This window comes from Streptomyces longispororuber, assembly GCF_014656095.1.
In the GTDB taxonomy this organism is placed as follows: Bacteria; Actinomycetota; Actinomycetes; order Streptomycetales; family Streptomycetaceae; genus Streptomyces; species Streptomyces longispororuber.
In genome coordinates, this window is record NZ_BNBT01000139.1 from 1 (window position 1) to 24,890 (window position 24,890).

Below are 24,890 nucleotides of genomic sequence, written 5' to 3' on the forward strand. Positions count from 1 at the left end.
ACTGGTCGCCGAGGGCTGGCTGACCGCGCGCCAGGGCTCGGGCACCCGGGTCGCCGACCGGGACGTGCCGCACCCGGCGCGGCCCGCGCGCCCGCCCCGCACGCGCGGCGGCCCCGTGCACGACCTGATGCCCGGCAGCCCCGACGTCACCTCCTTCCCGCGCGCGGAGTGGCTGAAGGCGGCCCGGCGCGCGCTGGCCGCGGCCCCCGGCGACGCCCTCGGGTACGGCGACCCGCGGGGCCGGATCGAGCTGCGCCGGGCCCTGGCCGGGTACCTCGCCCGCGCCCGGGGCGTCCACGCGGACCCCGACCGCATCGTCGTCGTACCGGGCTTCATCCACGGCCTGAGCCTCCTCGGGGAGTTCCTGCACGAGCGCGGCCTGCGGGACATCGCCGTCGAGTCGTACGGCCTCGACCTGCACTGGAACCGGCTCGCGCGGACGGGGCTGCGCACGCGCCCGCTGGGCCTCGACGAGCGGGGCACGCGCACCGACGGCCTCGCCGGGCACCGGGCGGTGCTGCTGACGCCCGCGCACCAGTTCCCCATCGGCGTCCCGCTGCACCCCGACCGGCGGGCGGCGGCCGTCGCGTGGGCGCGGCGGGCGGACGGGCTGATCCTGGAGGACGACTACGACGGCGAGTTCCGCTACGACCGCCAGCCGGTGGGCGCGCTCCAGGGCCTCGACCCGGACCGCGTCGTCTACCTGGGCACGGCCAGCAAGTCCCTCGCGCCCGCGCTGCGGATCGCGTGGATGGTGCTGCCCGCGGCCATCGCCTCCCAGGTGGCGGAGGTCAAGGAGGCGGCCGGGGCGTCCGGCGGCGCGCTCGACCAGCTCACGCTCGCGGAGTTCCTGACGTCCGGGGCGTACGACCGCCACGTACGCGCGGCGCGGCTGCGCTACCGCCGCCGCCGCGACCAGCTCGTCGCCGCCGTCGCCGAGCGCGCCCCCGACGTCCGCGTCACCGGCATCGCGGCCGGGCTGCACGCGGTGCTCGAACTGCCGCCGGGCACCGAGCAGGTGGTGGTGCAGTCCGCGAGCTGGCAGCGCCTGGCGCTCCAGGGCCTGTCCCGCTTCCGCCACCCGGCGGCGACGGCCGGCCGGGGCGACGCGCTGGTCGTCGGCTACGGCACCCCCGCCGACCACGCCTGGCCCGCGGTCCTCGACGCCCTGTGCCGCGCGCTGCCGTGACCGGTTCGGCCACCGGAGGGCCCGCGGGGCGCTGCCGTCCGCGGGCCCCGGGCGTCACGACTTCTTGAGCGCGGCCAGCGCGTCGCGGGTGTCGGACCTGAGCATGTCCTCGGCCTCCTGGTCCGAGGGCGGCCTGGTGCCGCTGGTCGAGGTGCCGCCGTACCAGCTCCAGCGCAGCTCGTACGTGAACCACCCGTCCCGCACGGCGAGCGTCATGCTGGACAGCTCCTTGTCGCCGCTCGGGTCGCGCCGCTCGGTGACCAGGTACGCCTCGTCGCCGAGGCCGTCGACCGCCTTGGTCTCGTACTTGTACGTGGGCTGCGAGCGGTCCTCGTACTGCTTGTAGAGGGAGGCGAACTCCCCGGTGGGATCGGTGCTCTTGTGCCACTGGGCGGTGGCGTACACGTAGACGCTGCTGTAGTCGCTCGCGCCCGCGTCGCGGTCCTTCATGCTCCAACTGCAGTTGTTGGCGTCGAGCCCCTTCTGGCGGGAGGCGTAGTGCGTGGTGGGGTCGGTGGTGTCGCGCGGCTCGTACCGCTTCTTGAGGGCGTCGATGGTGACGGTGTCGCAGAGGTTCTTCTGGTACCGGTAGCCGCCGAGCGCGGCCTTGCCGCCGCCGTCGTCGTCCAGCGCGCCGGTGCCGAACAGCACCCCGCCCCAGACCGCGGACGCCACCACCACGCCGCCGAGGCCCCACAGCCACCCGGGCACGGGCCGCTTCCCCGCGGCCGGGCCGCCCGGGACCGCGCCGGGCGGCCCGAAGCCGGGCTGGGGCTGCGCCTGCGGATACGGGGCCGGGGGCACGGCGCCCGGGGGCTGCTGCGCGTAGGGGTTCTGCTGGTACGGGTTCGGCGGCTGCGGGGGCTGCTGCGAAGGCGCCTGCGGGGGCTGCTGGTGGGAGGGCTGCGGAGGTGCCTGCTGAGGCGCCTGCTGGTGTGGCTGCGCAGGGGGCTGCTGGGGCTGCTGGGGCGGCTGCTGAGGCGGCGGCATGGACATGATGGGAAACGTACCGTGCGAATTGTCGATTCCGCCCCACGGGCTTCCTGGTCACGCGCACGCGCTCTCCTCACCCCTCCCGCATCCCTCCCGTCCCGCCTCCACACGTTCTCCAGGAACTCCGAGGCCCCTGCCGCCGGGGCCGGGCCCCCGGCCGGGCGGGCCGCCGGGCCCCCTTAGAGTGGGCGCTGATCGCGTACGTACAAGTGCGCGGCGGTACGACGACACGGGGGAGTGTCATCAGGCATGGCAGAGGCCACGGCAGAGGAACGGACACCGGCGGCGCGACCGGATCGGCGGCCGCAGCGGCGTCGGCGGCGGCACCCCTGGCGGTGCGTACCCGCCTGACCGACGCGGCCCCGCGGCGGACGCGCCCGGCCGTCCCACGGGGCTGAGCCCCGCGCCCGGTGATCCCGGGTGTGCCCGGCCGCACGCGCCCCCCTCCCGTACGTGCGCCCGCACCCCGCGCCGTCCCGCCCCAGGGCCCGCGGCGCTGAGGGCTGCTTCCGGGCGCCCCGCGCCCCCGGTCGCACCTCCGCGCTCCCCGCGTGCGCCCCGCACGACGTACGCCCCACGACGCACCCCCCACACCGAGAAACACCAGATCAGGAAGCAGCATGAGCACTCAGCGAGCAACGCAGACCCGCCGGCGCCTCGGCCTGGCCGCCACCGCCGTGATCACCGCCCTCGCCGTGACGGCGTGCGGCGGTTCGGACGGCTCCGGCAAGAAGGGCCGCAAGGGCGGCGGCACCGACGCCGGGGCGTCGTCGTCGGAGGCGCCGAAGAACCTCAAGCTCGGCCAGGCCGGTCCCGCGCAGGAGATCACCAAGTACGAGAAGACCGGGAAGTTCTCCATCACGCCGACCAAGGTCACCCTCGGCAAGCCGGAGGACCTCAAGGAGCTCAAGGACGACAAGAAGTACGGCGACAAGAAGGTCGCCTGGATCTACGTCAAGGCCAAGCACGTCGGCGGCGACCCGGTGAAGGATCCGACGGTGATGAGCGACGTCGGCGCCGAGACCACGACCGGCAACCCGGCGACGAAGTTCATCCTCATCGGCGACCTCTCCAGCATGCCCGCCGACTGCAAGCGCCACGACGCCGCGAAGACGCTCGGCGAGGACGACATCTGGAAGGCGGGCGAGGAGCGCACCATGTGCGAGCCGTACCTGATCCCCGCCGACACCGGGGTGAAGGCGGTGACGTACTCCCAGGGCTTCTACAAGGAGCCCATCAAGTGGGCGGTCCGCTAGGGCTCCCGCCAGGGCTCCCCGAGCGGCCTCGCGCCCTGCCCCCCGCGGGCCGGGCGCGGGGCGTCCCTCACGCGGCTTCGGCATGCACCTCCGTGTTCTGGTTGGCGTGCAGCAGCCACCGCCCGTCGTCCTGCTTCGTCATGACGTACAGGGGTGCGCCCTCCGAGCCTTCCGTCTCCGAGTGGTAGACCTGCCGCACCTTCACGGCGGCGACGTCCGGCCGCAGGAACTGCACGTGCACGACCTCGTACGTGACCTCGCCGTCCCAGTTCGCGGCGGGCAGCACGGCCCGCGTGAACGCGGCGATGGCGTCGAGGCCGATGAGCACCTTGCCGTGGGCGGTGGTCCACAGCGCCTCGGGGTGGAACAGCTCCAGAAACCCTTCGGCGTCCTTCGCCCGCTGGGTGCGCTGCACGGTGGCGACGACGTCCTCGATGGCCTTGATGTCCGCGTGCTGAGCGGTGTCTGTGTTCATGCCCAGCACTCTGGTACCTCAAGCGGGCTTGAGGTCAAGGGGCTTGGTGCGGCTACGCCGTTCCCGGGCGTAGGCCCGTCCGCAGCGCCGCGCGTACGGCCGCAGCGCCCCGGGCCGCCGCGTGGCTCCCCGCACCCGGGGCCGCCGCCTCGCGCTCCGCGTGCTCCCGGCGGCAGGCCCCGCACCGGTCCTCCCCGGCCACCGGCCGGAACAGCAGCGGCTGCGGATGCGGGCCCGCGCACTCCCGCAACGCGCTGCCCTGCGGCTGGGGCGGGCGCGGGGGCGCCGGATCGCTGAGCAGGTACCGGATGAGGCCGCCCGGCTTGTGGATGACCGGGGGCAGTCCCCGGCGGATCTCGTCGTGTACGTCGTCGACGCTGTGGCCGAGGGCCAGCCACCGCTCGGCCAGCTCGATGAGCTGCGGCAGCATTCCGCGCGGGACGCGCAGCCGCGGGTCGAGGTCGGCCAGTCCGTGAACCAACCGCCCTGCATCGCCCAAGTCCCGGTCGAGCGCGGAAGGTTGGAGGGTGTTCACCGGGGGTGTCGCATCTGGATGACCGCCGACGGCCCGGCCTGCCGGAGCACCGACGGTCGGACGCCGGTCACCCGGTGCTACGCCGTCCCGTAGGGCCACGGCTTCCTCGCCGCTCAGCGGCACGTTCGAGATGAGCTGGCGGGTGGTCCAGCGCCCGCGCTCGCGCTGCTCGCGCCACTCGTGGAAGTAGCCCTCGTCCTTCAACTCCCGCTTGGCGCGGTTGAATCCGGTGCGCGTGATGCCCGCGGAGCGGGCGGTGGTGGAGAGGGGTTCGTCCGCCCCTTCCGGCAGAGAGAGCTGCCAGGTCAGGAGCCGTACGGCATCCGAGGAGAGCCGGGGATGTCGAAGGATCTCATTCGGCACCTGGGAGAAGAATCGGGCCGGGGGGATAGCATGACGAAGCATTTCGGGTGCTCCTTGGTGAAGCAGGCACTCGGAGTGAAGGCCCTCGGCGCTGGCGGCTACCAGCTCGGGGGCCGTTTAGACATTGGTAACCGTACAGCAACAGACGTGCACACACGGTCACTTCAGCCACAAAGCCTCACGTACTGCCGCACCCCCAGAGGCCGGTCACTCCCCGGCCCGCCGTATGAAGTCGGCCCAGGCGGCAGGGGTGAGGGTGAGCTGGGGCCCGTCGGGGTCCTTGGAGTCGCGGACGTGGACGGTGCCGGGGGTGGAGGCGACTTCGACGCACTCGGGTCCATCGGCTGTGCTGTAGCTGCTTCTGTGCCAGGCCACTTCGACGCACTCAAGCCCGTCCGTCGTGCTGGGGCTGCCCTTTGCCCGCCGCAGCTCGGAATCGCGACCGATGAAGAGTGAAAGTGTCATGTCGCTCTCGGCTTGTCAGGAGGGGGCACCGTGGCGCCCGCCTCATTCGGCGGTGCGTCGTATGAAATCGGCCCAGGCGGCAGGGGTGATGGTGAGCTGGGGGCCGTCGGGATCCTTGGAGTCGCGGACGTGGACGGTGCGAGGTGTCGCGGCCACCTCAACACACGACGGACCGTCCGCTGTGCTGTGGCTGCTCTTGAACCACTCCAGCGTCATGTCTCTCTTCCCACCTTCTCGATGAAGTTCTGTGACTCCTCTGGCGTCAGTGCCTGAGCCCGGATGATGCCATAGCGCATATCGAGGAGTTGGACCTCTTTGGGACTGGTGACTACGCGACTGGCGAGCTGCACTTCGATCAGCCCGATGGTGGTTCCGTCCTTGAGTTTGGTCAGGCGGAAAGAGCCGTCGAGTCCGGTGTTCGCCTCACGGCTCAGGGGCAGGACCTGGAGGTCGACGTTCCTCAGATGGCTGAGCTGTAGCAGGTGGTCGAGCTGTTTGCGCAATGCCATTGTGCCCCCGGGGGTGCGTCGCAATGTCGACTCGCACAGCACAAAGCTGAACATGGTGCGCCCGACTGAGGCCTCGATGACCTTCTGGCGCGCCATGCGGGCGTGCAGTCGCCGTTCCACCTCCTCGTGAGGGAGCGGAGGGCGCCGATTGCTGAAGACGGCCTCCGCGTAATCCGCGTGCTGCAGCAGCCCATCGACCACGGAGTTGTTGTACGAGCACACCTCGACAGCCTGTGCTTCCAGCTTCGCGACGTCCCTGACCTTCTTCGGATACCGAGCCCTCTCCGCGTCAGGCTTCATCACCTTGAGGTGGCCCCCGGCGCCCAGGATCTCGTCGGCCTTGTCCAGGAACTCGGGCCGGGGAATCCGCGCCCCACGCTCCACCTTGTAGATCAGGTCCTCGCCGTACCCCATGCGCTCGCCGAGCTCCACGGCGCGCAGCCCCGCGGCCTGGCGCCAGAACTTGATCTGGCGGCCGATGAGTTCGGCGATGGCGCAGGACTCGTCGTCGTCGGCCACCTCCCAGCCGGCCTCGTCCATGCCCTCGTTACCGTCCAAGCCGCACCTCCGGGGTGACGGGTACGGGCGCGCGCGGGGGTGGGGGCACCCCCGCGCCAGTCGCCGTACGTACAGGCGTCGTCACTGTGCAGGCTAGGCGTCGGCCGCCACGGCGAGTGACGGGTCACCGGAAATCACCCGAACCGAGCGGTGGCCGGAGGGAGACGAGGGAAGGGGGGCGTCAGCCGAACTGGACGCTGCGGGCCGGGTCCGTGCGGAAGTCGCGGCCGTCGCCGGGGACGAGCAGGTCCGCGGACTCCTCGCAGCCCTGGTCGTAGTAGACCCTGGCGACGGTGTCCGTGTGGTTGTCGACGCGGTCCGCGCCCTGGAGGAGCAGATAGCACTCGCCGTTGTCGGGGTCGGTGATCTCCAGGTCCCCGGACTGGGTCGAGTGGTAGAAGAACGTGCCGGTGGCGGCGTGGGCGCTGCCCGGCAGCGCGGCGAAGAGGACGAGGGCGGCACCGGCGGCGAGGGCCGCGCGGCCCATGCGTCCCGAGGGCGTACGTGTGGTGGTCATGGCGCCACGGTCCCGGGGCGGGCCCCGTACTGCCCAGGGAGCCGGCCCCCGGAGGGCCGGGAAACCGGAGCGGGAGGGGAGGGTGCGCGCCCGGCGCGCGTACACCGGGGCGCACGCCGCCTGCGCCGGACCGGCCATGCGTACGCCGCCCGCGCCTGGTCGGTCCGCGGGCGGCGCGCTCCACACCCCGTGGAGGACTTCTACTCCTCGTGCACCGGGCTCATGAACTCCAGCGTCCAGGTCTCCTGGAATTCGGGCTTGGGCTCCACCAGCGTGATCTGCGCGCCGCGGTGGCCGGAGCGCAGGGCCAGGCCCTTGTCGGAGAGGATCTTGACGCCGCCGATAACCCGCTCGAACGTGAACTTCGCCAGCTCACCGCGCGGGACGGCGTTGACGTACAGCTTGTCCTCGGCAACGACCAGACCCGCCTGCTCGTGGTGTGCGAGGCGGATCACGTACGGCGCTCCCGGTACCGGCTCGGTGGGCTCGATGAGCCACTCCTGCTCGATCGGCAGCGGGTTCAGCCGGTCCGTGATGACGGGCGCGCCGTGTTTGACGGCGTACTCCGTGGCGGTCACCAGGGACGTCGAGCCGATGATGTGCGCGTGGATCTTGTAGATGCCGGGTTTGATCGGGATCGGAGGCATGGAGGTACTCCCTCTCTCGCGGTCCGCTGTCCCGGCCGACGGGCTGTCGGCGGGGCGGAAACCACCCTCGCCGCGCTCCCCGCTTCGACACACCACCGGATATCGCCAAGTCCAAGACGGCTCGGACTAATCGGTCAACATTGCGAAAAGGCTCGCTATGGGGGCGATGACCGGTCAGGGGGCACCGGGCCGCGGGGTCACCGGCCCCGCGGCCCCGCCGCCCCCGCTCAGGCCCGCGCCGAGCGGTAGTGGTCCGCGATCTCGTCCGACGTCGTCACCCAGACGCCCGGGTGGTTGACCACGTACTCCAGGGCCTGGTCCAGGTACTTCGCGCGGAAGGCCTGGCCGATGACGAAGGGGTGCAGGGCCAGCGGGAACACGCGGCCGCTGTCGGTGGCCTCCGCCTCCGCGTACAACTGGTCGACCTGGTCCTTGACCATCTGGACGAAGTCCGGGCCGCTGGTGCTCTTCACGACGAAGAGCTGGATGTCGTTCAGCTCGACCGTGTACGGCACGCTCAGCACGCCCGGCACGTTCAGGGCGAACGGCTGGTCGTCCGCCGTCCAGTCCAGTACGTAGTCGAGCCCCAACTCCGCGAGCAGCCGCGGCGTGTGGAACGTCTCCGTCAGGCCCGGGCCCATCCAGCCGCGCGGGCGTGTGCCCGTTGTGCGCTCGATCGTCCCGACGATGTCCTTGAGCGCCGCCCGCTCCTCGTCCTCCGTCAGGTCCGTGTGGAGCACCGAGTTGGTCTTGCCGTGCGCGAGCCACGCCCAGTTCCGCTCCCTCCCGGCCGCGACGATCTGCGGGTAGCGGTCGCCGACGTCGGAGTTGAGCAGGGCGCTGGCGCGCACCCCGTGCCGGTCCAGCGTCTCCAGCATGCGCCAGAAGCCCACCCGGTTCCCGTAGTCGCGCCAGCCGTGGTTGAGCGGGTCGGGCTTGAGGTCCGAGGTGCCCGGATAGATGCTCGTGGACGGCTTGCCGATCTCGAAGTGCTCGATGTTCAGGCCGACGTAGAAGGCGACGCGCTTGCCCTCGGGCCAGTGGAGCGGCGCACGCTCGACGATGGGGCTGTAGTCGTAGAGCTGGTTGTCCATCTCCGATCACCTCTGCTGAAATGGCCGCTGTCGGCGGCGGTTTCCGTTCGCTTGACCTCATCCTCGAACCTTCACATTGGTGTGAGGGTCAAGCGCGTGATCCATGTGGCGCCCGTCACGCGCCGTCACGTACCGGTACGCGCGCCCTCCGCCGGGCGCCCGGCGGGGAGGGGCTCACCGCCCCCGCCGTGGTCGTCACCCGCCGGCAGCAGCTCGTCCAGCGCCGCCTCCAGCACCGCGAAGGCCCCCGCCCCCGCCGTCAGCGAGTCGTACACGTACCGGACCACGGCCCGCTCGGGTGCGATGCCGCAGTACTCCGAGATGCCCGTGCGGAGCACCCGCGTCACCGTCTCCTCCCACCCCGACCCGGTGAAGTGCCCCCGTCCGTACGCCGTCAGCCCGAGCCACAGCATCCGCGCCCGGCCGAGCAGCGGCTCCGCCCGCCCGTAGGCGAAGCCGTGGTTCCACACCCGGTCGATCCAGCCCTTCAGGAGCGCCGGGAGGCCGAACCACCACACCGGGAAGACGACCACGATCACCTCGGCGTCCGCCACCCGCCGCATGTGCGCCCGTACGTCGGGCGAGTACGTCTTCTCCGGATCGCCCCAGTCCGGTTCGTCCTCGGGGGACATCCGGGGGTCGAACCCCTCGGCCGCCAGGTCCAGGAAGTCGACCGTATGGCCCTGGGCGGTGAGCCGGTCCCGGGCGTGCCGGGCGAGCTGGGACGTCAGCGCGTCCGTACGCGGATGACCCGTGACGACGAGGACGGCGGCCATCACTCGGCCCCCGCCGCGAGGCGGACCAGCATCTTGCCGGTGTTGGCGCCGCGCAGCACGCCGAGGAAGGCCTCCGGCGCGCGCTCGATGCCCTCGACGACGGTCCGCTCCGTGCGCAGCGACCCGTCCGCGAGCATCGCGGCCGCCTTCCGCGTCCACTCCGGGAACAGGTCGAAGTGGCTGGTCACCAGCATCCCGCGCAGGGACGCCTCCTGCTTCGCCGCCTGGAAGAGGTTGTTCGGCCCGGGCGCCGGGGTCGTGTCGTTGTACGTGCTGATCGCGCCGACCAGGGCGATACGGCCCTCGCGGCGGATGGCGCCGATCGCCGCCTGGAGGTGGTCGCCGCCCACGTTGTCGACGTACACGTCGATGCCGTCGGGTGCCGCCTGCGCGAGCTGTTCCGCCAGGCCGCCCTGGCGGTGGTCGAGGGCGGCGTCGAACCCGAAGGTGTCGAGGAGCTTCTTCGTCTTCTCCGGCCCGCCCGCCGAACCGATCACCCGCGACGCGCCCAGCGCCCGGGCCACCTGCCCCGCGACGCTGCCCACGGCCCCCGCGGCGGCCGACACGAACACCACGTCGCCCTCCCGTACGGGTGCGGTGCGCGTCAGCGCCGCGTACGCCGTGAGGCCCGTCGCGCCCAGCGGGCCGAGGTAGGCGGAGGGCGGGGCGAGCGCGGTGTCCACGACCGTGGCCGCGCCCGCGTCGACCAGGGCGTACTCCCGCCAGCCCGCGAAGTGCGTGACCGTCGCCCCGACCGGCACCTCCGGCACCCCGGACGCCACGACCTCGCCCACGGCGCTGCCCTCCAGCGGGGCGCCCAGCTCGAAGGGCGGTATGTAGGACGGGGCGTCGTCCATACGGCCGCGCATGTACGGGTCCACGGACATCCAGAGGTTGCGCACGAGCAGTGTGCCCGGGGGCGGGGTGTCGGGGAGGGAGGTGGTGGCGAGGGTGAAGTCGCCGGCTACGGGTTCGCCGGCCGGGCGGGCGGCGAGGCGGATTTCGCGGGACTGGGGCATGGTTTCCTCCTGGGCTGTGGTGTTCTCCGTGCTGGTTGCACCACGGTGCCCCGCCCCACGCACGCCCCACTGACGCCCCACGCACGAGCCCCTGCCCTTCCCCCACCCACCCGCCCCTTTCACCGACCTGGCGGCCTCGTCCTCAAGCGCCGGACGGGCTGGGACCACCCACTCCCCGCCGCCGTCGGCTCCCGGTGCCCCACCGCTCCGCGGCGGATGTTCCCCCCACCCACCCGCCCCTTCATCGGCCTCCGGCCTCGTCCTCAAACGCCGGACGGGCTGGATTCGTCCCGCGTCCCACCGCCGTCACCTGCGGGCGTGATCGGCCTGGCGGCCTCGTCCTCAAGCGCCGGACGGGCTGGGACTGCCCGCGTCCCGCCGTCGTCGCCTGCGGGTGATCCACCGCTCCGCGGCGGATGTTCCCCACCCACCCGCCCTTCCATCGGCCTGGCGGCCTCGTCCTCAATCGCCGGACGGGCTGGAGGTGCCCGCCTCCCGCCGCCGCTGGCTGCCGGGATCGACCGCTTCGCGGCGGATGTTCGCCATCGGCCTTCGGCCTCGTCCCAATGGCCGGACGGGCTGGACGCGTCCGCCGGGCGCCGTCGTCGGCTGACGGGCGGACGGGCGGTCGACGACGGCGAGTCCGGGAACTTTCAGCCCGTCCGGCGTTTGAGGACGAGGCGCGGAGAGCCCACAAAGGGGGAGAGGGGCGGGGACGGGGCGTCTCAGCCCGTCCGGCGATTGAGGGCAGGGCGCGAGATCCGGACGCGGGGGCGGGCTCGCGTTGGGGTTTTCAGCCTGTCCGGCGTTTGAGGACGAGGCGCGGAGCGGCGATGTGGGGGGAGAGGGGCGGAGCCCCAGGTGGGTGGGGCGGGGTCCAGGGGCGGCGGCCCATGGTTCGGGGAGGGGTGGGCCTGGGGCGCACCCCGCGAGGGCCCCCACGTACCGTGACCCCATGCGATACGAGGTCCTGGGCCCCCTGACCGCCCGCCAGGGCAACGGCACCCCCACCCCGGTCACCGAACCAAAGGTCCGCACTCTCCTCGCCGCCCTCCTCGTCCGCGCAGGCGCCCCCACCCCCGCCGACACCCTGATCGACGACCTCTGGGGAGAGGGCCGCCTCCCCGCCAACCCCACCAACTCCCTCCAGACCAAGGTCTCCCAGCTCCGCCGCGCCCTCGGCCGGGACCAGGTGACGTACGGCCCCGCGGGCTACCGCCTGATCCTGGAGGAGGACGCGACGGACGCGGCCCGGTTCACGGCCCTGACGGCCAAGGCGTACGCGACGACCGACCCCGGCGCCAGGGCCTCCCTCCTGACCGACGCCCTGGCCCTGTGGCGCGGCCCCGCCTACGCCGACGTCCGCGACGCGCACTTCGCCCGGGCCGCCGCCACCCACCTGGAGGAGCAGCGGCTCACCGCCCACGAGGCCCTGGCCGAGGCCCGCCTCGCCCTCGGCGAACACGCCCCGCTGGCCGACGAGTTGGCCGCGCTCGTGGACCGCGAGCCCCTGCGCGAACGGCTGCGCGCGGCGCACCTGCGGGCCCTGTACGGCGCGGGCCGCCCCACCGAGGCCCTGGCCGCGTACCACGACCTGCGCACCCGGCTCGCCGACGAACTCGGCACCGACCCCGGCCCCGAACTCGCCGCCCTGCACGCGGCGATGCTCCGCCAGGACCCGTCCCTGACCACACCGAAGGCCCCGCCCCGGGCGCCGTCCGCGGCCCGCCCCCAAGCCCCGCCCGCCACCACGACACCCCCGCGCACCAACCTGCCCGCCCCCACCACGGGCCTCGTCGGCCGCGCCGACGCCGTGGCCCGCGTCCGGGAACTCGTACGGAACGAACGCCTGGTGACCCTCACCGGCCCCGGCGGCGTGGGCAAGACCCGCCTCGCCCTGGAAGCGGCGGCGGGCCTGGCGGACGACTTCCCGGACGGGGTCTGGCTGGTGGAGCTGGCCGGTACGACCGCGCACGGTGTCCCCGAGGCCGTGGCCGCTGCCCTGGGCATCCGCGAGGACGACCCGACCCGCCCACCGCACGAGGACGACCCGACCCACCCGGCGTCCGGTACCGACCCGGCCCGTCCGGCGTACGAGGGCACGCCGCACGGTGGTGACCACGCCCGGCCCCACGAGACGGCGGCCCCCCGGTCCCCGGGGGCGCACTCCCTCGCCCGGGCCCTCGCCCCCCGCACCCTCCTCCTCATCCTCGACAACTGCGAACACGTCCTGGACGCCGCCGCCGAGCTGACCGCCCACCTCCTGCGCCGCGCCCCGCGCCTGCGCGTCCTCACCACCAGCCAGGAACCCCTCGCCCTCACCGGCGAGACCCTCGAAGCCGTCGCGCCCCTCGGCGAGGACGAGGCGGTGCGCCTGTTCGCCGAACGGGCCCGGGCCGCCGCCCCCGGCTTCACCCTCACCGACGCCGATCACGAGGCCGCCGCCCTCATCTGCCGGCGCCTCGACGGCATCCCCCTCGCCGTCGAACTCGCCGCCACCCGCGTCCGCGCCCTCGGCGTGCGCGCCCTCGCCGACCGCCTCCACGACCGCTTCCGCCTCCTCACCCAGGTACGCCGCGACGCCCCGGCCCGCCAGCGCACCCTGCGCGCGATGATCGACTGGAGCTGGGAACTCCTCACCCCGCCCGAACGCCGGGCCCTGCGCCGGCTCGCCGTCTTCCGCGGCGGTTTCACCCTGGAGAGCGCGGAGGCGGTCCTGGACGGTGCGGAGTCGGAGCCGGAGCCGGTACTGGACGGTGCGCCGGGTGGCGGGGCGGGCGCGGCCGCCGCGCCCGGGGAACCCCCGGAAGGCGCGGCGGACACCGTCCTCGACCTCGTCACCCGCCTCCTCGACCGCTCGCTCCTCGCCCCCGCGCCCCCGGCCCCGGACGCGGACGGCGACGGCGGCCCCGTCCGCCACCGCATGCTGGAGTCCGTCACCGCGTACGGCCTCGAACGTCTCGCCCAGGCGGGCGAGACCGACGACACCGCCCGCCGGCACGCCCGCCACCACGCCGACCTCGCCGAACGCGCCGCCCCCGCCCTGCACGGCCCCGACCAGCGGCTCTGGCTGCGCCGCCTCGACGCCGAGACGGTGAACCTGCGCGCCGCCCTGGACCGCGCCGCCGCCGACGGCGACAGCGCGCTCGCCCTGCGCCTGGTCAACGCCCAGACCTGGTACTGGTACCTCCGCGGCCGCCTCACCGAAGCCGTCCGCTCGCTCGACCTGGCCCTGGGCCTGGACGCGCCGCCCGGGGACCCGGCGCGCGCCGCCGCTGCCGCCGCCCGCGGCGCCTTCGGGCTGCTCGTCGGGGAGGAGCACTGCGCGTACGACGCCATCTGCACGCCGAGCCCCGACGGCGCCGGTGCCCGCGCCCGCTGGCTGCTCTCCTTCGCCCGCTGCGGCTTCGACCGGTCGCCCGAGGAGGACCGGCGGGTCGATGGCCTGCTCGCCGAGTTCCGCGCCACGGGCGACCGCTGGGGCGAGGCCGCCGCGCTCAGCACCCGCGCCACCCGCGCCCTGTACCGGGGCGACCTCGCGGCCCTGCGCCGCGACGCCGGGAGCGCCGCCGCCCTGTTCGCCGAACTGGGCGACCGCTGGGGTCAGTTGCAGTCCTCCGAACAGCTCGGCGTCCTCGCCGAGATCGCCGCCGACTACGACACCGCCGCCCGCCTCCAGCACGAGGGCATGCGCGGCGCGGAGGAGCTCGGGCTGTGGACCGAGGTCTCCTTCCGCCTCTCCCGGCTCGGCCGCCTCGCGCTGCTCACCGGCGACGACGCCCGCGCCACCGACTGCCACGAACGCGCCGCCCGGCTCGCCGCCCGGCAGTCCCACCGGCCCGCCCAGCAGTTCGCCGAGACGGGCCTCGCCCTCGGCGCCCGCCGCCGCGGCGACCTCGACGCCGCCGAACGCCACCTCACCCCCTGGCTCGACTTCAACCGCCGCTTCGGCATCGTCTCCGGCACCGCGCTGGTCCTCGCCCAGCTCGGCTACGTCGCCGAACAGCGCGGCGACGCCGCCCGCGCCGAGCACCTGCACCGCGAGAGCCTCGCCGCCGCCCGGGCCGCCGGTGACAACCGGGCCGTCGCCCTCGCCCTCGAAGGCCTCGCCGGCGCCCGCTCCCTGGCCACCGACCCCGCCGCCCTCACCGAGCCCGCCGGGCTCCTCGGCCGCGCCGCCGCCCGCCGCGCCGCCGAGGGCGCCCCGCTGCCCCCGGCCGAACGCGCCGACACCGACCGCGTGGCGGCCCGCGCCCGCGCCACCCTCGGCGACGCGGCCTTCACCGCCGCCTACGACGCGGCGTATACGGCGCCCGTGCCGGATGCCGTGGAGGTGCTGGACGTGGCGGCCGGGGGCGGCGGCGCCCGGGGCTAGGAGAGCACCGCCCGGAGCTGGTCGAGTCCCCAGTCCAGGTCCTCCTTGCTGATCACCAGTGGGGGAGCGATCCGGATCGTCGAGCCGTGGGTGTCCTTCACCAGGACGCCGCGGGCCATGAGCTTCTCGGAGATCTCCCGGCCCGTGCCGTGCGCCGGGTCGATGTCCACCCCGGCCCACAGGCCGCGCCCGCGCACCTCCACCACCTTCCCGGAGCCCGCGAGCAGGCCCAGCTCCGCGTGCAGGTGCTCGCCCAGCTCCGTCGCCCGCTGCTGGTACTCGCCCGTCTCCAGCATCGCCACCACCTCCAGGGCCACCGCGCACGCCAGCGGGTTGCCGCCGAACGTCGAGCCGTGCTCGCCCGGCCGGAACACCCCGAGCACGTCCGCGTCCGCCACCACCGCCGACACCGGCACCACACCACCGCCCAGCGCCTTGCCGAGCAGGTACACGTCCGGCACCACGCCCTCGTGCTCGCACGCGAACGTCCGCCCCGTCCGGCCGAGACCCGACTGGATCTCGTCCGCGACGAACAGCACCCCGCGCTCACGCGTCAGCTCCCGGACGCCCGGCAGGTATCCCGGCGGCGGCACGAGCACCCCCGCCTCGCCCTGCACCGGCTCCAGGAGCACCGCCACCGTGTCCTCGGTGACCGCCTCCCGCAGCGCCTCCAGGTCGCCGAACGGCACGATGTCGAACCCCGGGGTGAACGGGCCGTAGTCCGACCGCGCCTCCGGGTCCGTGGAGAAGCTGACGATCGTCGTCGTACGGCCGTGGAAGTTGTCGCTCGCCACCACGATCCGCGCGCGCCCGTCCGGGACGCCCTTGACCCGGTACCCCCACTTCCGCGCGGTCTTCACCGCCGTCTCCACGGCCTCGGCGCCCGTGTTCATCGGCAGCACCATCTCCTTGCCGCACAGGCCCCCGAGACGCGTGCAGAACTCCGCGAACCGGTCGTGGTGGAACGCGCGCGACGTCAGCGTCACCCGCCCCAACTGCTTCCTGGCGGCCTCGACGAGCCGGGGGTTGCCGTGGCCGAAGTTGAGCGCCGAGTACCCGGCGAGCATGTCGAGGTACCGGCGGCCCTCGACGTCCGTCATCCACGCGCCCTCCGCCGACGCGACGACGACGGGAAGGGGGTGGTAGTTGTGCGCGCTGTGCGCTTCGGCCGAGGCGATGAGGTCTTCCGTAGCAGACACGGGAACTCCGTTTCTCGCGTTCGCACTCCGTTGTGCGGTCCTACGGCTTCCAACGGCGCAAGGAGGGTCTCGCGGTTCGCAAAGGACAGGGGCGTGTTCCGGCCCCATACCTATCGTCGCTCGCACCGTGAGCGAACCCTGACACGGTGGCGTGCCCGCTACGCTGGTTTCCACAGCACGGCGACTGGCGCACAGGCAATCGACCCTGAGGGAGCCGTGCGCGAGGCAACACCTTCGAGGTGCCGCCCTTCCCCGAGCTCTCGGCTCCGCTCGAGCAGGGGATACCCCATCGGCACCCCGGGACCACGACCGGACACCACCACCGCTCGCCCCGGAGGACGCCATGACACCCCCTTCTTCCACGCAGTCTCCCGCGCAATCTCCCGCGCAGCACCCCGCCCTCACCGCCGCCGACCCGGAGCTCGCCGCGCTCGTCACTGCCGAGGAGCGGCTGCAGGCCGACACGCTGCGCCTCATCCCCAGCGAGAACTACGTCTCCGCCGCCGTCCTCGAAGCCTCCGGCACCGTCCTGCAGAACAAGTACAGCGAGGGGTATCCGGGGCGCCGCTACTACGAGGGCCAGCAGAACATCGACCAGGTCGAACGCCTCGCCGTCGCCCGCGCCAAGGCCCTCTTCGGCACCGACCACGCCAACGTCCAGCCGTACTCCGGCTCCCCGGCCAACCTCGCCGCCTATCTCGCCTTCGCCGAGCCCGGCGACACCGTCATGGGCATGGCCCTGCCCATGGGCGGCCACCTCACCCACGGCTGGGGCGTCTCCGCCACCGGCCGCTGGTTCCGCGGCGTGCAGCACGGCGTCCGTCAGGACACCGGGCTCGTCGACTTCGACGCCGTCCGCGACCTCGCCCTGAAGGAGCGGCCCAAGCTGATCTTCTGTGGCGGCACCGCGCTGCCCCGCACGATCGCCTTCGCCGCCTTCGCCGAGATCGCCCGCGAGGCCGGGGCCGTGCTCGTCGCCGACATCGCCCACATCGCCGGGCTCGTCGCGGGCGGCGCCCACCCCTCGCCCGTGCCGCACGCCGACGTGGTCTCCACGACCACCCACAAGACCCTGCGCGGGCCGCGCGGCGCGATGCTCCTCGCCCGCGAGGAACACGCCAAGGCCATCGACAAGGCCGTCTTCCCCGGCCTCCAGGGCGGGCCCCACAACCAGACCACCGCCGCCATCGCCGTCGCCCTGCGCGAGGCCTCCCTGCCCTCCTTCCGCGACTACGCCCACGCCGTCGTCGCCAACGCCAAGGCGCTCGCCGACGCGCTGCTGGCCCGCGGCTTCGACCTGGTCTCCGGCGGCACCGACAACCACCTGATCCTGATGGACCTCACGCCCAAGGACGTGCCGGGCAAGGTCGCCGCGAAGGCCCTCGACCGGGCCGGGATCGTCGTCAACTACAACACCGTGCCCTACGACCCCAGGAAGCCGTTCGACCCCTCCGGGGTGCGGATCGGGACGCCCTCCCTGACCTCGCGCGGGCTGGGAACCGCGCACATGGCGGTCGTCGCGGAGTGGATCGACCGGGGCGTGCGGGCGGCCCGCGAGGAGGACGAGGGCGCCCTCGCGAAGATCCGCGGCGAGGTGGCCGACCTGATGTCCGCCCACCCCGCCCCGGGCCTGCCCACAGGCTGAGTCCCCCTGGCCCCGGGGCCGGGGCTGCCACCGGCGGCCCCGCTGCCCCGTTGCGCCGGGCCCTTCCTGGACGGCTGCTCGGCCCCGTGGGCTGTGCGCCCGCGGCGGAAGCAGCTTCGCGGCAGTCATGCGTGCCTGCGGCGGCGGTGGTGGTACGTCGTCGCCGCGGCGCCCGCCAGGGCCCCCGCTGCCATGCTCGGGAGCATCCAGGCCCAGCCGGTGTCGGTGCTGTCCCGGGACGGGGCGGCCGGGGCGGCGGCGGCCTCGGCCCGGGCGGGGTAGGGCCGGGACGGGGGTATGCCGGCGCGGCCCTCCGGGGCCTTCTCCCCCAGGACGTGCAGGGACCTGAGGAGTGCGCGCACGGCTGCCGGGCGGTCCGCCCTGTGCCAGGTGCCCTTCATGGAGTCCATGTCCGTGGTCGTGTGGACCCACACCGGGCCCTTGGAACTCCAGCCCTGCGGGTAGACCCGGTCCACGCGCCACGGGTGCACGTCGTGGACCATCCAGGTGACGGTGATCTGGCGGCCCCCGGCCCCGGCGAGGCCGCCGGGGTGCTTCCGGGCGCCCGTCCCGCCGTCGCCCAGGAGCGTCGCCAGGCGGTCGTACTCCTTGTCGGCGTAGTACAGCGAAGCTGTCTCCAGGCTTTCCGGGGAGGTCAGCAGGACGCTGGTCGAGCCGCCCGCCGACGCGAGGGGCGCGCTCAGGAACAGCGCCAGCACCAGCAACGCCCCCGTCGTCAGTGCCCTGAGCCTCCCGTAAGCCCTCGACACCTTCCGGTGCGCCCTCGACACCTGCCCGTGCGCCCTCGGCACCTTCCCGGGCGCCCTCGACTTCCTCGTGTCTGCCGTCTTCCGTCGGATCCGCATGTCCGGCCCCCTCGATGGCTCGCCGCTGTCGGGCTTCACTTCTGGTACACCGGCCGGGCCCCGCGGGTTCCCAGTACTTCTCGCCCGTTTCGAGCACTTCTCGCTCAGCTCGGCCGGGGCGCCGCCGACAGGGCCAGGTCCGTCGCCCGGCGCTGCGACGCGACCCCCTCCAGCCGCAGCGTCAGCTTCCCGCCGTGGGTCCACAGCAGGGTGGGGCCCGCCGTGCGCACCGTGCGGGACCAGTGCTCACCCGCGGCGTCCCGCAGCCAGAACTCCAGGCGGTGCGGGCGCGGGAACCACAGCGCGGTGCCGGCGCCGTCCAGGTCGACCCACCGCGGTCCGCCCTCGATCAGCTTGGTGAAGCCGGGGTCCAAGGGGGACGGGAACTCGTCCAGCCGGACCGTACGACCCCCGTCCGCGACCCAGCACAGCGTCACCGAGGAGCGGCCGGCCGGGGCCCGGGCCACGGTCACCGCGTCGGGCGCGCCGAGGCCACGCGGCACCACCGGCTCGAACCCGGCCTCGCGCGCGGCACGCTCCAGCGACACGGACCGGCTCCCACAGCCGGGCGGGCCGCCGGACGGAGGCGGTGGCGACGGGTCGTACCGCACCTCGACGCCACCGAAGTCGAACCACTCCACGACCGCGGCCCGCACCGGAGGCGTCACCGCGGCCACCGTGAGCAGGCCGCACACCGCCGCGGAGAGGGCCCGCCGACGGAGCCGCAGCACCCGCCCCAGCCGCCGCAGGGCCTCGCGGAACCGCTCCCGGGGACCGGGGCGCCGCACCGGCGCGCCCTCGGCCATGATCTGCGCCAGGACCCGCTCGACCATGGTCTCGCCGCTCTCCGGCCGGTCGAGTGCCCGGCCCAGCGCCCGCAGCTCGTCCGGCAGCCCGGCCCCCGGGCTGCCCGGCGCCCGCCGCTCGTCCGGCAGCCCCGCCCTCGACACGCCCGGCTCACGCCGCTCGTGCGAAGGGGGCGAGTCGTCCCGCTCAGCCACGCTCCCCACCTCCCTCAGCCCTCGGACGGACGGCCCGCTGCGGGCATGCGGCGGCCCCCGGAGAGGCACCCCGCTCCCGCGTGACCTCCGGCAGCAGCCGCTCCAGTTGGCGCAGGGCCCTGTTGAGCCGGGACTTGACGGTGCCACGCGGCCAGCCGAGGGCCTGAGCGGTCTCCGCCTCGTCCATGTCCAGGAGGTACCGGTACGTCACGACCAGGCGGTGGTGCTCGCCGAGGCGGTCGAGGGCGGACAGGAGCGCGGCCCGGCGCTCGCGCTCCAGGGCCGCGACCGCCGGGTCCGCCGACTCCGGTATCAGCGGCACCGGCTCGGTGAGCGCCGCCTCGCGGCTCACCACGGAGCGGCGCCGCGCCGCGGAACGCGCTGTGTTCCTGGTCTCATTGGCCACGATCGCGAGCAGCCAGGGCCGGAACGCCTCGCCGTCCCGGAACCGCCCCAGGGCGCGGTACGCCTTGAAGAAGGACTGCTGCACCACGTCCTCGGCCTCGGCGCCCGCGCCGAGCGCGGCGGCGGCCCTGAGCGCCGTGCCGGTGAAGGCGCGCACCAATTCGGCGTACGCCTCCGCGTCCCCGGCGCGCACGCGCGCGATGACCGCCGCCTCGTCGACGCCGATGCCGCCCCCCTCCAGCGCCCGCCCCGCGCCGCGCCCCGGAGCGCCCTGCAAGACCTTCCCCCGTGCACTCACACCTTTGGTACACCGGCCGCGCCGGATCGGTTCCCACGCGTGGCGCACTGTTCGGGACCCGTCGCGGTCCCGTTCCCGACCAACCGGTGGCACCTGAGAGAATGCTGAGCATGGCCTCTGATCGTCCCCACGCGACCGCCGGCGCCCGCCCCCGGGTGCTCTCCGGGATCCAGCCCACCGCGGGCTCGTTCCACCTCGGCAACTACCTGGGCGCCGTCCGCCAGTGGGTGGCGCTCCAGGACACCCACGACGCCTTCTACATGGTCGTCGACCTGCACGCGATCACCGTCCCGCAGGACCCGGCCGAGCTGCGCGCCAACACCCGGCTCGCCGCCGCCCAGCTCCTGGCCGCCGGTCTCGACCCGGAGCGCTGCACCCTCTTCGTGCAGAGCCACGTGCCCGAGCACGCCCAGCTCGCCTGGATCATGAACTGCCTGACGGGCTTCGGCGAGGCCTCCCGCATGACGCAGTTCAAGGACAAGTCGGCCAAGCAGGGCGCGGACCGGGCCTCCGTCGGCCTGTTCACGTACCCGATCCTCCAGGTCGCGGACATCCTGCTCTACCAGGCCAACGAGGTCCCGGTCGGCGAGGACCAGCGCCAGCACATCGAGCTCACGCGCGACCTGGCCGAGCGCTTCAACGGCCGCTTCGGCGCGACCTTCACGGTCCCGGCGCCGCACATCCTCAAGGAGGTCGCGAAGATCTACGACCTCCAGGACCCGGCCATCAAGATGAGCAAGTCGGCGTCCACGCCCAAGGGCCTGATCAACCTGCTCGACGAGCCGAAGGCCACCGCGAAGAAGGTCAAGAGCGCCGTCACCGACACCGACACGGTGATCCGCTACGACACCGTGCACAAGCCGGGCGTCAGCAACCTCCTCACCATCTACGCGACGCTCACCGGCACCGGTATCCCGGAACTGGAGCAGAAGTACGCCGGCAAGGGCTACGGTGCGCTGAAGACCGACCTCGCCGAGGCCATGGTCGAGTTCGTGACGCCGTTCAAGGAGCGCACCCAGGCGTACCTGGACGACCCCGAGACGCTCGACTCGATCCTGGCCAAGGGCGCGGAGAAGGCACGCGCTGTCGCGGCGGAGACCCTCGCCCAGGCGTACGAGAAGGTGGGTTTCCTGCCCGCCAAGCACTGAGCTCCACCCGAGCACAGGCCCGAGCAGCACAGCCGCCGTACCCCGGCACGGCGGCACCACCCTGCCCAGCACACGACGACAGGAGTACGACGTGGGGACCGTAACGATCGGTGTGTCGATCGCGGTCCCGGAGCCACACGGCAGCCTGCTCCAGGAGCTGCGTGCGGGCTTCGGTGACCCCGCCGCGCACGGCATCCCCACGCACGTCACCCTGCTGCCGCCGACCGAGGTCGAGGCGGGCGCGCTGCCCGCCGTCGAGGCGCACCTCGTGTCGGTGGCCGCAGCGGGCCGGCCCTTCCCGATGCGGCTCTCCGGCACCGGCACGTTCCGGCCGCTCTCGCCCGTCGTGTTCGTCCAGGTCGTCGAGGGCGGCGCCGCCTGCTCCTGGCTCCAGGAGCGGGTCCGCGCCGCGTCCGGCCCGCTCGCGCGCGAACTGCAGTTCCCGTACCACCCGCACGTCACCGTCGCGCACGGCATCGCCGACGAGGCCATGGACCGGGCGTACGAGGAGCTCGCCGACTACGAGGCCGAGTGGCCCTGCACCGGCTTCGCGCTGTACGAGCAGGGGGCCGACGGGGTGTGGCGCAAGCTGCGCGAGTTCCCGTTCGGCGGGTCCACGGTGCCGCCGCAGGGCTCGGCCCGGCGCACGCTGCCCGCCCGCTGACGCCCCCGCGCCGCCTGCCCCTGCCCGCAGGGGCGCCTCACAGCGGCAGGCGGCGGAACACCGGTCGCGGCACGTGCCGCAGCGCGGACATCACCAGGCGCAGCCGTCCCGGCACCCACACCGTCTCCGCGCGGCGGCGCAGACCCGTCTCGATCGCCGCGGCCACCGCCTCGGGCGTCGTCGCCAGCGGGGCCTCCTGAAGGCCCGCCGTCATCTTCGACCGTACGAAGCCGGGGCGCACGACCATCACGTGTACGCCGGTGCCGTGCAGCGCGTCCCCCAGGCCCTGCGTGAAGGCGTCCAGGCCCGCCTTGCTGGAGCCGTAGATGAAGTTCGAGCGGCGGGCGCGTTCGGCCGCGACGGAGGACAGTACGACGAGGGAGCCGTGGCCCTGCGTCTGCAGGGCGCGGGCGCAGATCAGGCCCGCGGAGACCGCGCCCGTGTAGTTGGTCTGGGCGACGCGGGCCGCGGCGAGCGGGTCGGCCTCGTCACGGGCCTGGTCGCCGAGCGTGCCGAAGGCCAGGAGCACCATGTCGATGTCGCCCTCGGCGAAGACCTTGCCGAGGGCGGTCTCGTGGGCCTCGGGGTCCAGGGCGTCGAAGGCGACGGTCCTGGTGTCGGCGCCCTGCTGGCGCAGGGACTCCGCGGACTTCTCCAGGGCGGGGGAGGGGCGGCCCGCCAGCCAGACGGTCCGGGTACGGCGGGCCACCAGGCGGTGGGCGGTGGCCTGGGCGATGTCCGAGGTGCCGCCGAGGACCAGGAGGGACTGGGGGGCGCCGAAGGCGTCTTTCATGGGGCTCTCCGTGGGTGTGGGTGAGGTGGGGTGTGGTGGGTGCGGGTGGGGGCCCTCGCGGGGGGCGCCCCACTGTGCCCATGAGCGCGCTCCGCGCGCGGGCGCCCCTTCCCGGAACCATGGGGCACCGCCCCCTGGACCCCCGTATCGCGCTGACGCGCTCGTCCTCGAACGCCGGACGGGCTGAATTCACAGCCCCAGGCGCCGGGACAGGTCCGAGCGGAACAGGCCCTCGGGGTCCAGTTCGGCGCGCAGGGCGCGGAAGGCGGGCAGGCGGGGGTACATCGCGGTCAGCAGCTCGGGGCGGAGGCGGGAGTCCTTGGCCAGGTAGACGCGGCCCCCGGCGGCGGCCACCTCCTCGTCGAGGGAGTCCAGGAGCGCGGCGAGGCCCGGGAGGCCCGCCGGGACGTCCAGGGCCAGGGTCCAGCCCGGCAGGGGGAAGGAGAGCCAGCCCGGGTCGGCCTCGCCGAAGCGCTTGAGGACGGCGAGGAAGGACGGGCAGCGGTGCCCGGCGATGCGGTGCACGATGGCCCGCAGCACCTCCTCCTGCCCGTATCCGACGACGAACTGGTACTGGAGGAAGCCGCCGCGGCCGTAGACGCGGTTCCAGTGCGGGACGCCGTCCAGCGGGTGGAAGAACGAGGTGAGGCGCTGGAGCTCCCCCCGGCGCAGACGGGGCGCCTTGCGGTACCAGAACTCGTTGAACAGGCCCACCGTCGTGCGGCTGAGCAGCCCCTCCGGGACGAACGCGGGCGCGGCGGGCAACTGGCGCGGGCGGAAGGCCAGCGGGTCCCTGCGGGCGCGCGCGGGCAGGCCGGACAGCGCCTCCAGGGGGGCGTGGTCGCCGCGGGTGAGGACGGCCCGGCCCGTCGCCGCGCCGCGCGCGAGCAGGTCGATCCACGCCACGGAGTACCGGTAGCGGTCGTCGGTCGCGGTGAGGCGGGCCATCAAGTCGTCCAGGTCCGTGGCGCGTTCGGTGTCCACGGACATGAAGGACGTGGCCACCGGCAGACAGCGGAACGTGGCCTTCAGGATGATGCCGGTCAGGCCCATCCCGCCGGCCGTCGCGTCGAAGAGCCTGCTGCCCGGCCGTACCGTGCGGACCGAGCCGTCGGCCGTGAGCAGGTCGAGGGAGCGCACGTGGCGCGAGAACGAGCCCGACACGTGGTGGTTCTTGCCGTGGATGTCGGCGCCGATCGCCCCGCCGACCGTGACGTGGCGCGTGCCGGGCGTCACCGGTACGAACCAGCCGAGCGGCAGCAGGACCTGCATGAGCCGGTGCAGGGAGACGCCCGCGTCGCACACCACGGTGCCGGTGTCCGCGTCGATGGTGTGCACCCGGTCCAGGCCCGTCATGTCGAGCACGGCGCCCCCCGCGTTCTGCGCGGCGTCCCCGTACGCGCGGCCGAGCCCGCGCGCGATGCCGCCGCGCCCCGCGCAGGCGCCGAGCGACGCCACGGCCTCCTCGCGGGAGCGCGGGCGCACCACCAGGGCGGCGGTGGGCGCGGTGCGGCCCCAGCCGGAGACGGGCGCGTAGTCGGAGGCGTAACCGGAGGCGGGGTCCGAGCCGTGTGCCGCGGCGTGGTCGCCCGCGTGTGCTGCCGGCCCGGAAGCGGCGGGCCCGGGAGACACGGCGGCCCCGGAGACCCCGGCAGACACGGACGACACACCAGGCCCATCAGACACAGAAGACACAGAGGGCACAGAAGACACAGAGGGCACAGAGGACACAGAGGGCGCGGAGGGCACAGAAGACGAGGCAGGCACGCCGGACGCGGCGGGCGAGGCAGGCACGGCAGACATGGCGCGACCGTATCGCCCGGCTCTGCTCCGCTTGCTCCTTATGAGGGAGGGTTGCACCTGAATTGCCCACCCTCTCACCGCAATGGTCGATGAAAAGAGTGTCACCCCACAATCATTCGATCTGATCGGTGTTGCCTGGCCGTATGCACGACATGGACCACAGGCTGCTCACGGCCCTGCGCGGGTGCGGCGGCGACCCTCGCGTCGCCGCCGCGGCCCGCGCCCTGTCCCACAGCGGGGAGCACGGCGCGCTCTGGCTCGCCGCGGGCCTCGCCGGCGCCGCGCTCCAGCGCGAAC

The 24,890-nt window shown here is 73.9% G+C and carries 23 protein-coding genes and 1 pseudogene; 7 read left to right on the forward strand and 17 right to left on the reverse strand.

The features are described 5' to 3' along the window. Positions 1–1,189: aminotransferase-like domain-containing protein (locus tag IE330_RS30465; RefSeq protein WP_190139393.1), on the forward strand; the 1,189-nt coding region annotated here is incomplete at its 5' end. A gap of 54 nt (positions 1,190–1,243) precedes the next feature. Here IE330_RS30465 and IE330_RS30470 read toward each other — a convergent pair. Beyond that, a complete protein-coding gene (locus tag IE330_RS30470; RefSeq protein ID WP_190139394.1) occupies positions 1,244–2,185 on the reverse strand; it encodes a hypothetical protein in 942 nt (313 codons plus the stop codon). A gap of 617 nt (positions 2,186–2,802) precedes the next feature. Here IE330_RS30470 and IE330_RS30475 point away from each other — a divergent pair. Then, positions 2,803–3,438, forward strand: a complete 636-nt coding sequence (locus IE330_RS30475) for a hypothetical protein (protein ID WP_190139395.1) — start codon at positions 2,803–2,805, stop codon at positions 3,436–3,438. 67 nt (positions 3,439–3,505) lie between these two features. Here IE330_RS30475 and IE330_RS30480 read toward each other — a convergent pair whose 3' ends face one another. The 10 genes from IE330_RS30480 to IE330_RS30525 all read right to left on the reverse strand — a co-directional run bounded on the left by IE330_RS30480 (position 3,506) and on the right by IE330_RS30525 (position 10,396). Next, a complete protein-coding gene (locus tag IE330_RS30480; protein WP_190139396.1) occupies positions 3,506–3,913 on the reverse strand; it encodes an SgcJ/EcaC family oxidoreductase in 408 nt (135 codons plus the stop codon). Between the two features lie 52 nt (positions 3,914–3,965). Beyond that, positions 3,966–4,811 carry a hypothetical protein gene (locus IE330_RS30485; protein ID WP_190139397.1) on the reverse strand — a complete coding sequence of 282 codons (846 nt, stop codon included), beginning with the start codon at positions 4,809–4,811 and terminating at the stop codon, positions 3,966–3,968. A gap of 207 nt (positions 4,812–5,018) precedes the next feature. Continuing rightward, the gene (locus tag IE330_RS30490) at positions 5,019–5,276 is read right to left on the reverse strand and encodes a DUF397 domain-containing protein (protein ID WP_190139398.1); all 258 of its coding nucleotides are present in this window, start codon (positions 5,274–5,276) and stop codon (positions 5,019–5,021) included. Positions 5,277–5,318: 42 nt separating this feature from the next. Then, complete coding sequence (locus IE330_RS30495) at positions 5,319–5,492, reverse strand: DUF397 domain-containing protein (RefSeq protein WP_190139399.1); 174 nt, start codon at positions 5,490–5,492, stop codon at positions 5,319–5,321. Beyond that, complete coding sequence (locus tag IE330_RS30500) at positions 5,489–6,325, reverse strand: helix-turn-helix domain-containing protein (protein ID WP_190139412.1); 837 nt, start codon at positions 6,323–6,325, stop codon at positions 5,489–5,491. The genes IE330_RS30495 and IE330_RS30500 overlap by 4 nt, the downstream gene beginning before the upstream one ends. 199 nt (positions 6,326–6,524) lie before the next feature. Then, the gene (locus IE330_RS30505; RefSeq protein ID WP_190139400.1) at positions 6,525–6,860 is read right to left on the reverse strand and encodes a hypothetical protein; all 336 of its coding nucleotides are present in this window, start codon (positions 6,858–6,860) and stop codon (positions 6,525–6,527) included. A gap of 200 nt (positions 6,861–7,060) precedes the next feature. Next, positions 7,061–7,507, reverse strand: coding sequence for a hypothetical protein (locus tag IE330_RS30510; protein WP_190139401.1), 447 nt, complete (start codon positions 7,505–7,507; stop codon positions 7,061–7,063). A 227-nt stretch (positions 7,508–7,734) separates the two neighbouring features. Next, on the reverse strand, positions 7,735–8,601 hold the full coding sequence (locus tag IE330_RS30515) for a polysaccharide deacetylase family protein (RefSeq protein ID WP_190139402.1): 867 nt from the start codon (positions 8,599–8,601) through the stop codon (positions 7,735–7,737). A gap of 125 nt (positions 8,602–8,726) precedes the next feature. Then, positions 8,727–9,377, reverse strand: coding sequence for an NAD(P)H oxidoreductase (locus tag IE330_RS30520; RefSeq protein ID WP_190139403.1), 651 nt, complete (start codon positions 9,375–9,377; stop codon positions 8,727–8,729). Further along, positions 9,377–10,396 carry an NADP-dependent oxidoreductase gene (locus IE330_RS30525; RefSeq protein WP_190139404.1) on the reverse strand — a complete coding sequence of 340 codons (1,020 nt, stop codon included), beginning with the start codon at positions 10,394–10,396 and terminating at the stop codon, positions 9,377–9,379. Before IE330_RS30525 ends, IE330_RS30520 begins: the two co-directional genes overlap by 1 nt. A gap of 955 nt (positions 10,397–11,351) precedes the next feature. Between IE330_RS30525 and IE330_RS30530 the strand changes: the two genes are divergently transcribed. After that, positions 11,352–14,771: an AfsR/SARP family transcriptional regulator gene (locus IE330_RS30530; RefSeq protein WP_190139405.1), complete on the forward strand. Its 3,420-nt coding sequence runs from the start codon at positions 11,352–11,354 to the stop codon at positions 14,769–14,771. Here IE330_RS30530 and rocD read toward each other — a convergent pair. Further along, positions 14,768–15,970, reverse strand: coding sequence for an ornithine--oxo-acid transaminase (rocD, locus tag IE330_RS30535; protein ID WP_190139406.1), 1,203 nt, complete (start codon positions 15,968–15,970; stop codon positions 14,768–14,770). The two genes, IE330_RS30530 and rocD, sit on opposite strands and share 4 nt — an antisense overlap. A gap of 343 nt (positions 15,971–16,313) precedes the next feature. Here rocD and glyA point away from each other — a divergent pair, with 343 nt between their 5' ends. Continuing rightward, positions 16,314–17,615: a serine hydroxymethyltransferase gene (glyA, locus tag IE330_RS30540; RefSeq protein ID WP_190139407.1), complete on the forward strand. Its 1,302-nt coding sequence runs from the start codon at positions 16,314–16,316 to the stop codon at positions 17,613–17,615. A 125-nt stretch (positions 17,616–17,740) separates the two neighbouring features. On the opposite strand, the gene IE330_RS30545 is transcribed toward glyA, so the two are convergent. From IE330_RS30545 to IE330_RS30555, 3 genes are all read right to left on the reverse strand, one after another. Continuing rightward, positions 17,741–18,340, reverse strand: a complete 600-nt coding sequence (locus IE330_RS30545) for a hypothetical protein (RefSeq protein ID WP_190139408.1) — start codon at positions 18,338–18,340, stop codon at positions 17,741–17,743. 245 nt (positions 18,341–18,585) lie between these two features. Further along, positions 18,586–19,416, reverse strand: a complete 831-nt coding sequence (locus tag IE330_RS30550) for a hypothetical protein (RefSeq protein ID WP_190139413.1) — start codon at positions 19,414–19,416, stop codon at positions 18,586–18,588. 58 nt (positions 19,417–19,474) lie between these two features. Next, positions 19,475–20,128 carry an RNA polymerase sigma factor gene (locus IE330_RS30555; protein ID WP_229926037.1) on the reverse strand — a complete coding sequence of 218 codons (654 nt, stop codon included), beginning with the start codon at positions 20,126–20,128 and terminating at the stop codon, positions 19,475–19,477. A 158-nt stretch (positions 20,129–20,286) separates the two neighbouring features. On the opposite strand from IE330_RS30555, the gene trpS reads away from it, so the two are divergent. Together trpS and IE330_RS30565 are read left to right on the forward strand one after the other, a co-directional pair. Next, positions 20,287–21,333 (forward strand): tryptophan--tRNA ligase, encoded by a 1,047-nt coding sequence (trpS, locus tag IE330_RS30560; protein ID WP_190139414.1) that lies wholly within the window; start codon positions 20,287–20,289, stop codon positions 21,331–21,333. A gap of 91 nt (positions 21,334–21,424) precedes the next feature. Further along, on the forward strand, positions 21,425–21,997 hold the full coding sequence (locus tag IE330_RS30565; protein WP_190139410.1) for a 2'-5' RNA ligase family protein: 573 nt from the start codon (positions 21,425–21,427) through the stop codon (positions 21,995–21,997). A gap of 37 nt (positions 21,998–22,034) precedes the next feature. Here IE330_RS30565 and dprE2 read toward each other — a convergent pair whose 3' ends face one another. Continuing rightward, positions 22,035–22,790, reverse strand: a complete 756-nt coding sequence (gene dprE2, locus IE330_RS30570) for a decaprenylphospho-beta-D-erythro-pentofuranosid-2-ulose 2-reductase (RefSeq protein ID WP_190139411.1) — start codon at positions 22,788–22,790, stop codon at positions 22,035–22,037. Positions 22,791–22,979: 189 nt separating this feature from the next. Beyond that, a complete protein-coding gene (gene dprE1 / locus IE330_RS30575) occupies positions 22,980–24,281 on the reverse strand; it encodes a decaprenylphosphoryl-beta-D-ribose oxidase (RefSeq protein WP_229926038.1) in 1,302 nt (433 codons plus the stop codon). Positions 24,282–24,736: 455 nt separating this feature from the next. Here dprE1 and IE330_RS30580 point away from each other — a divergent pair. Then, a pseudogene (locus tag IE330_RS30580) lies at positions 24,737–24,890 on the forward strand (phosphatase PAP2 family protein); the annotation flags it as partial.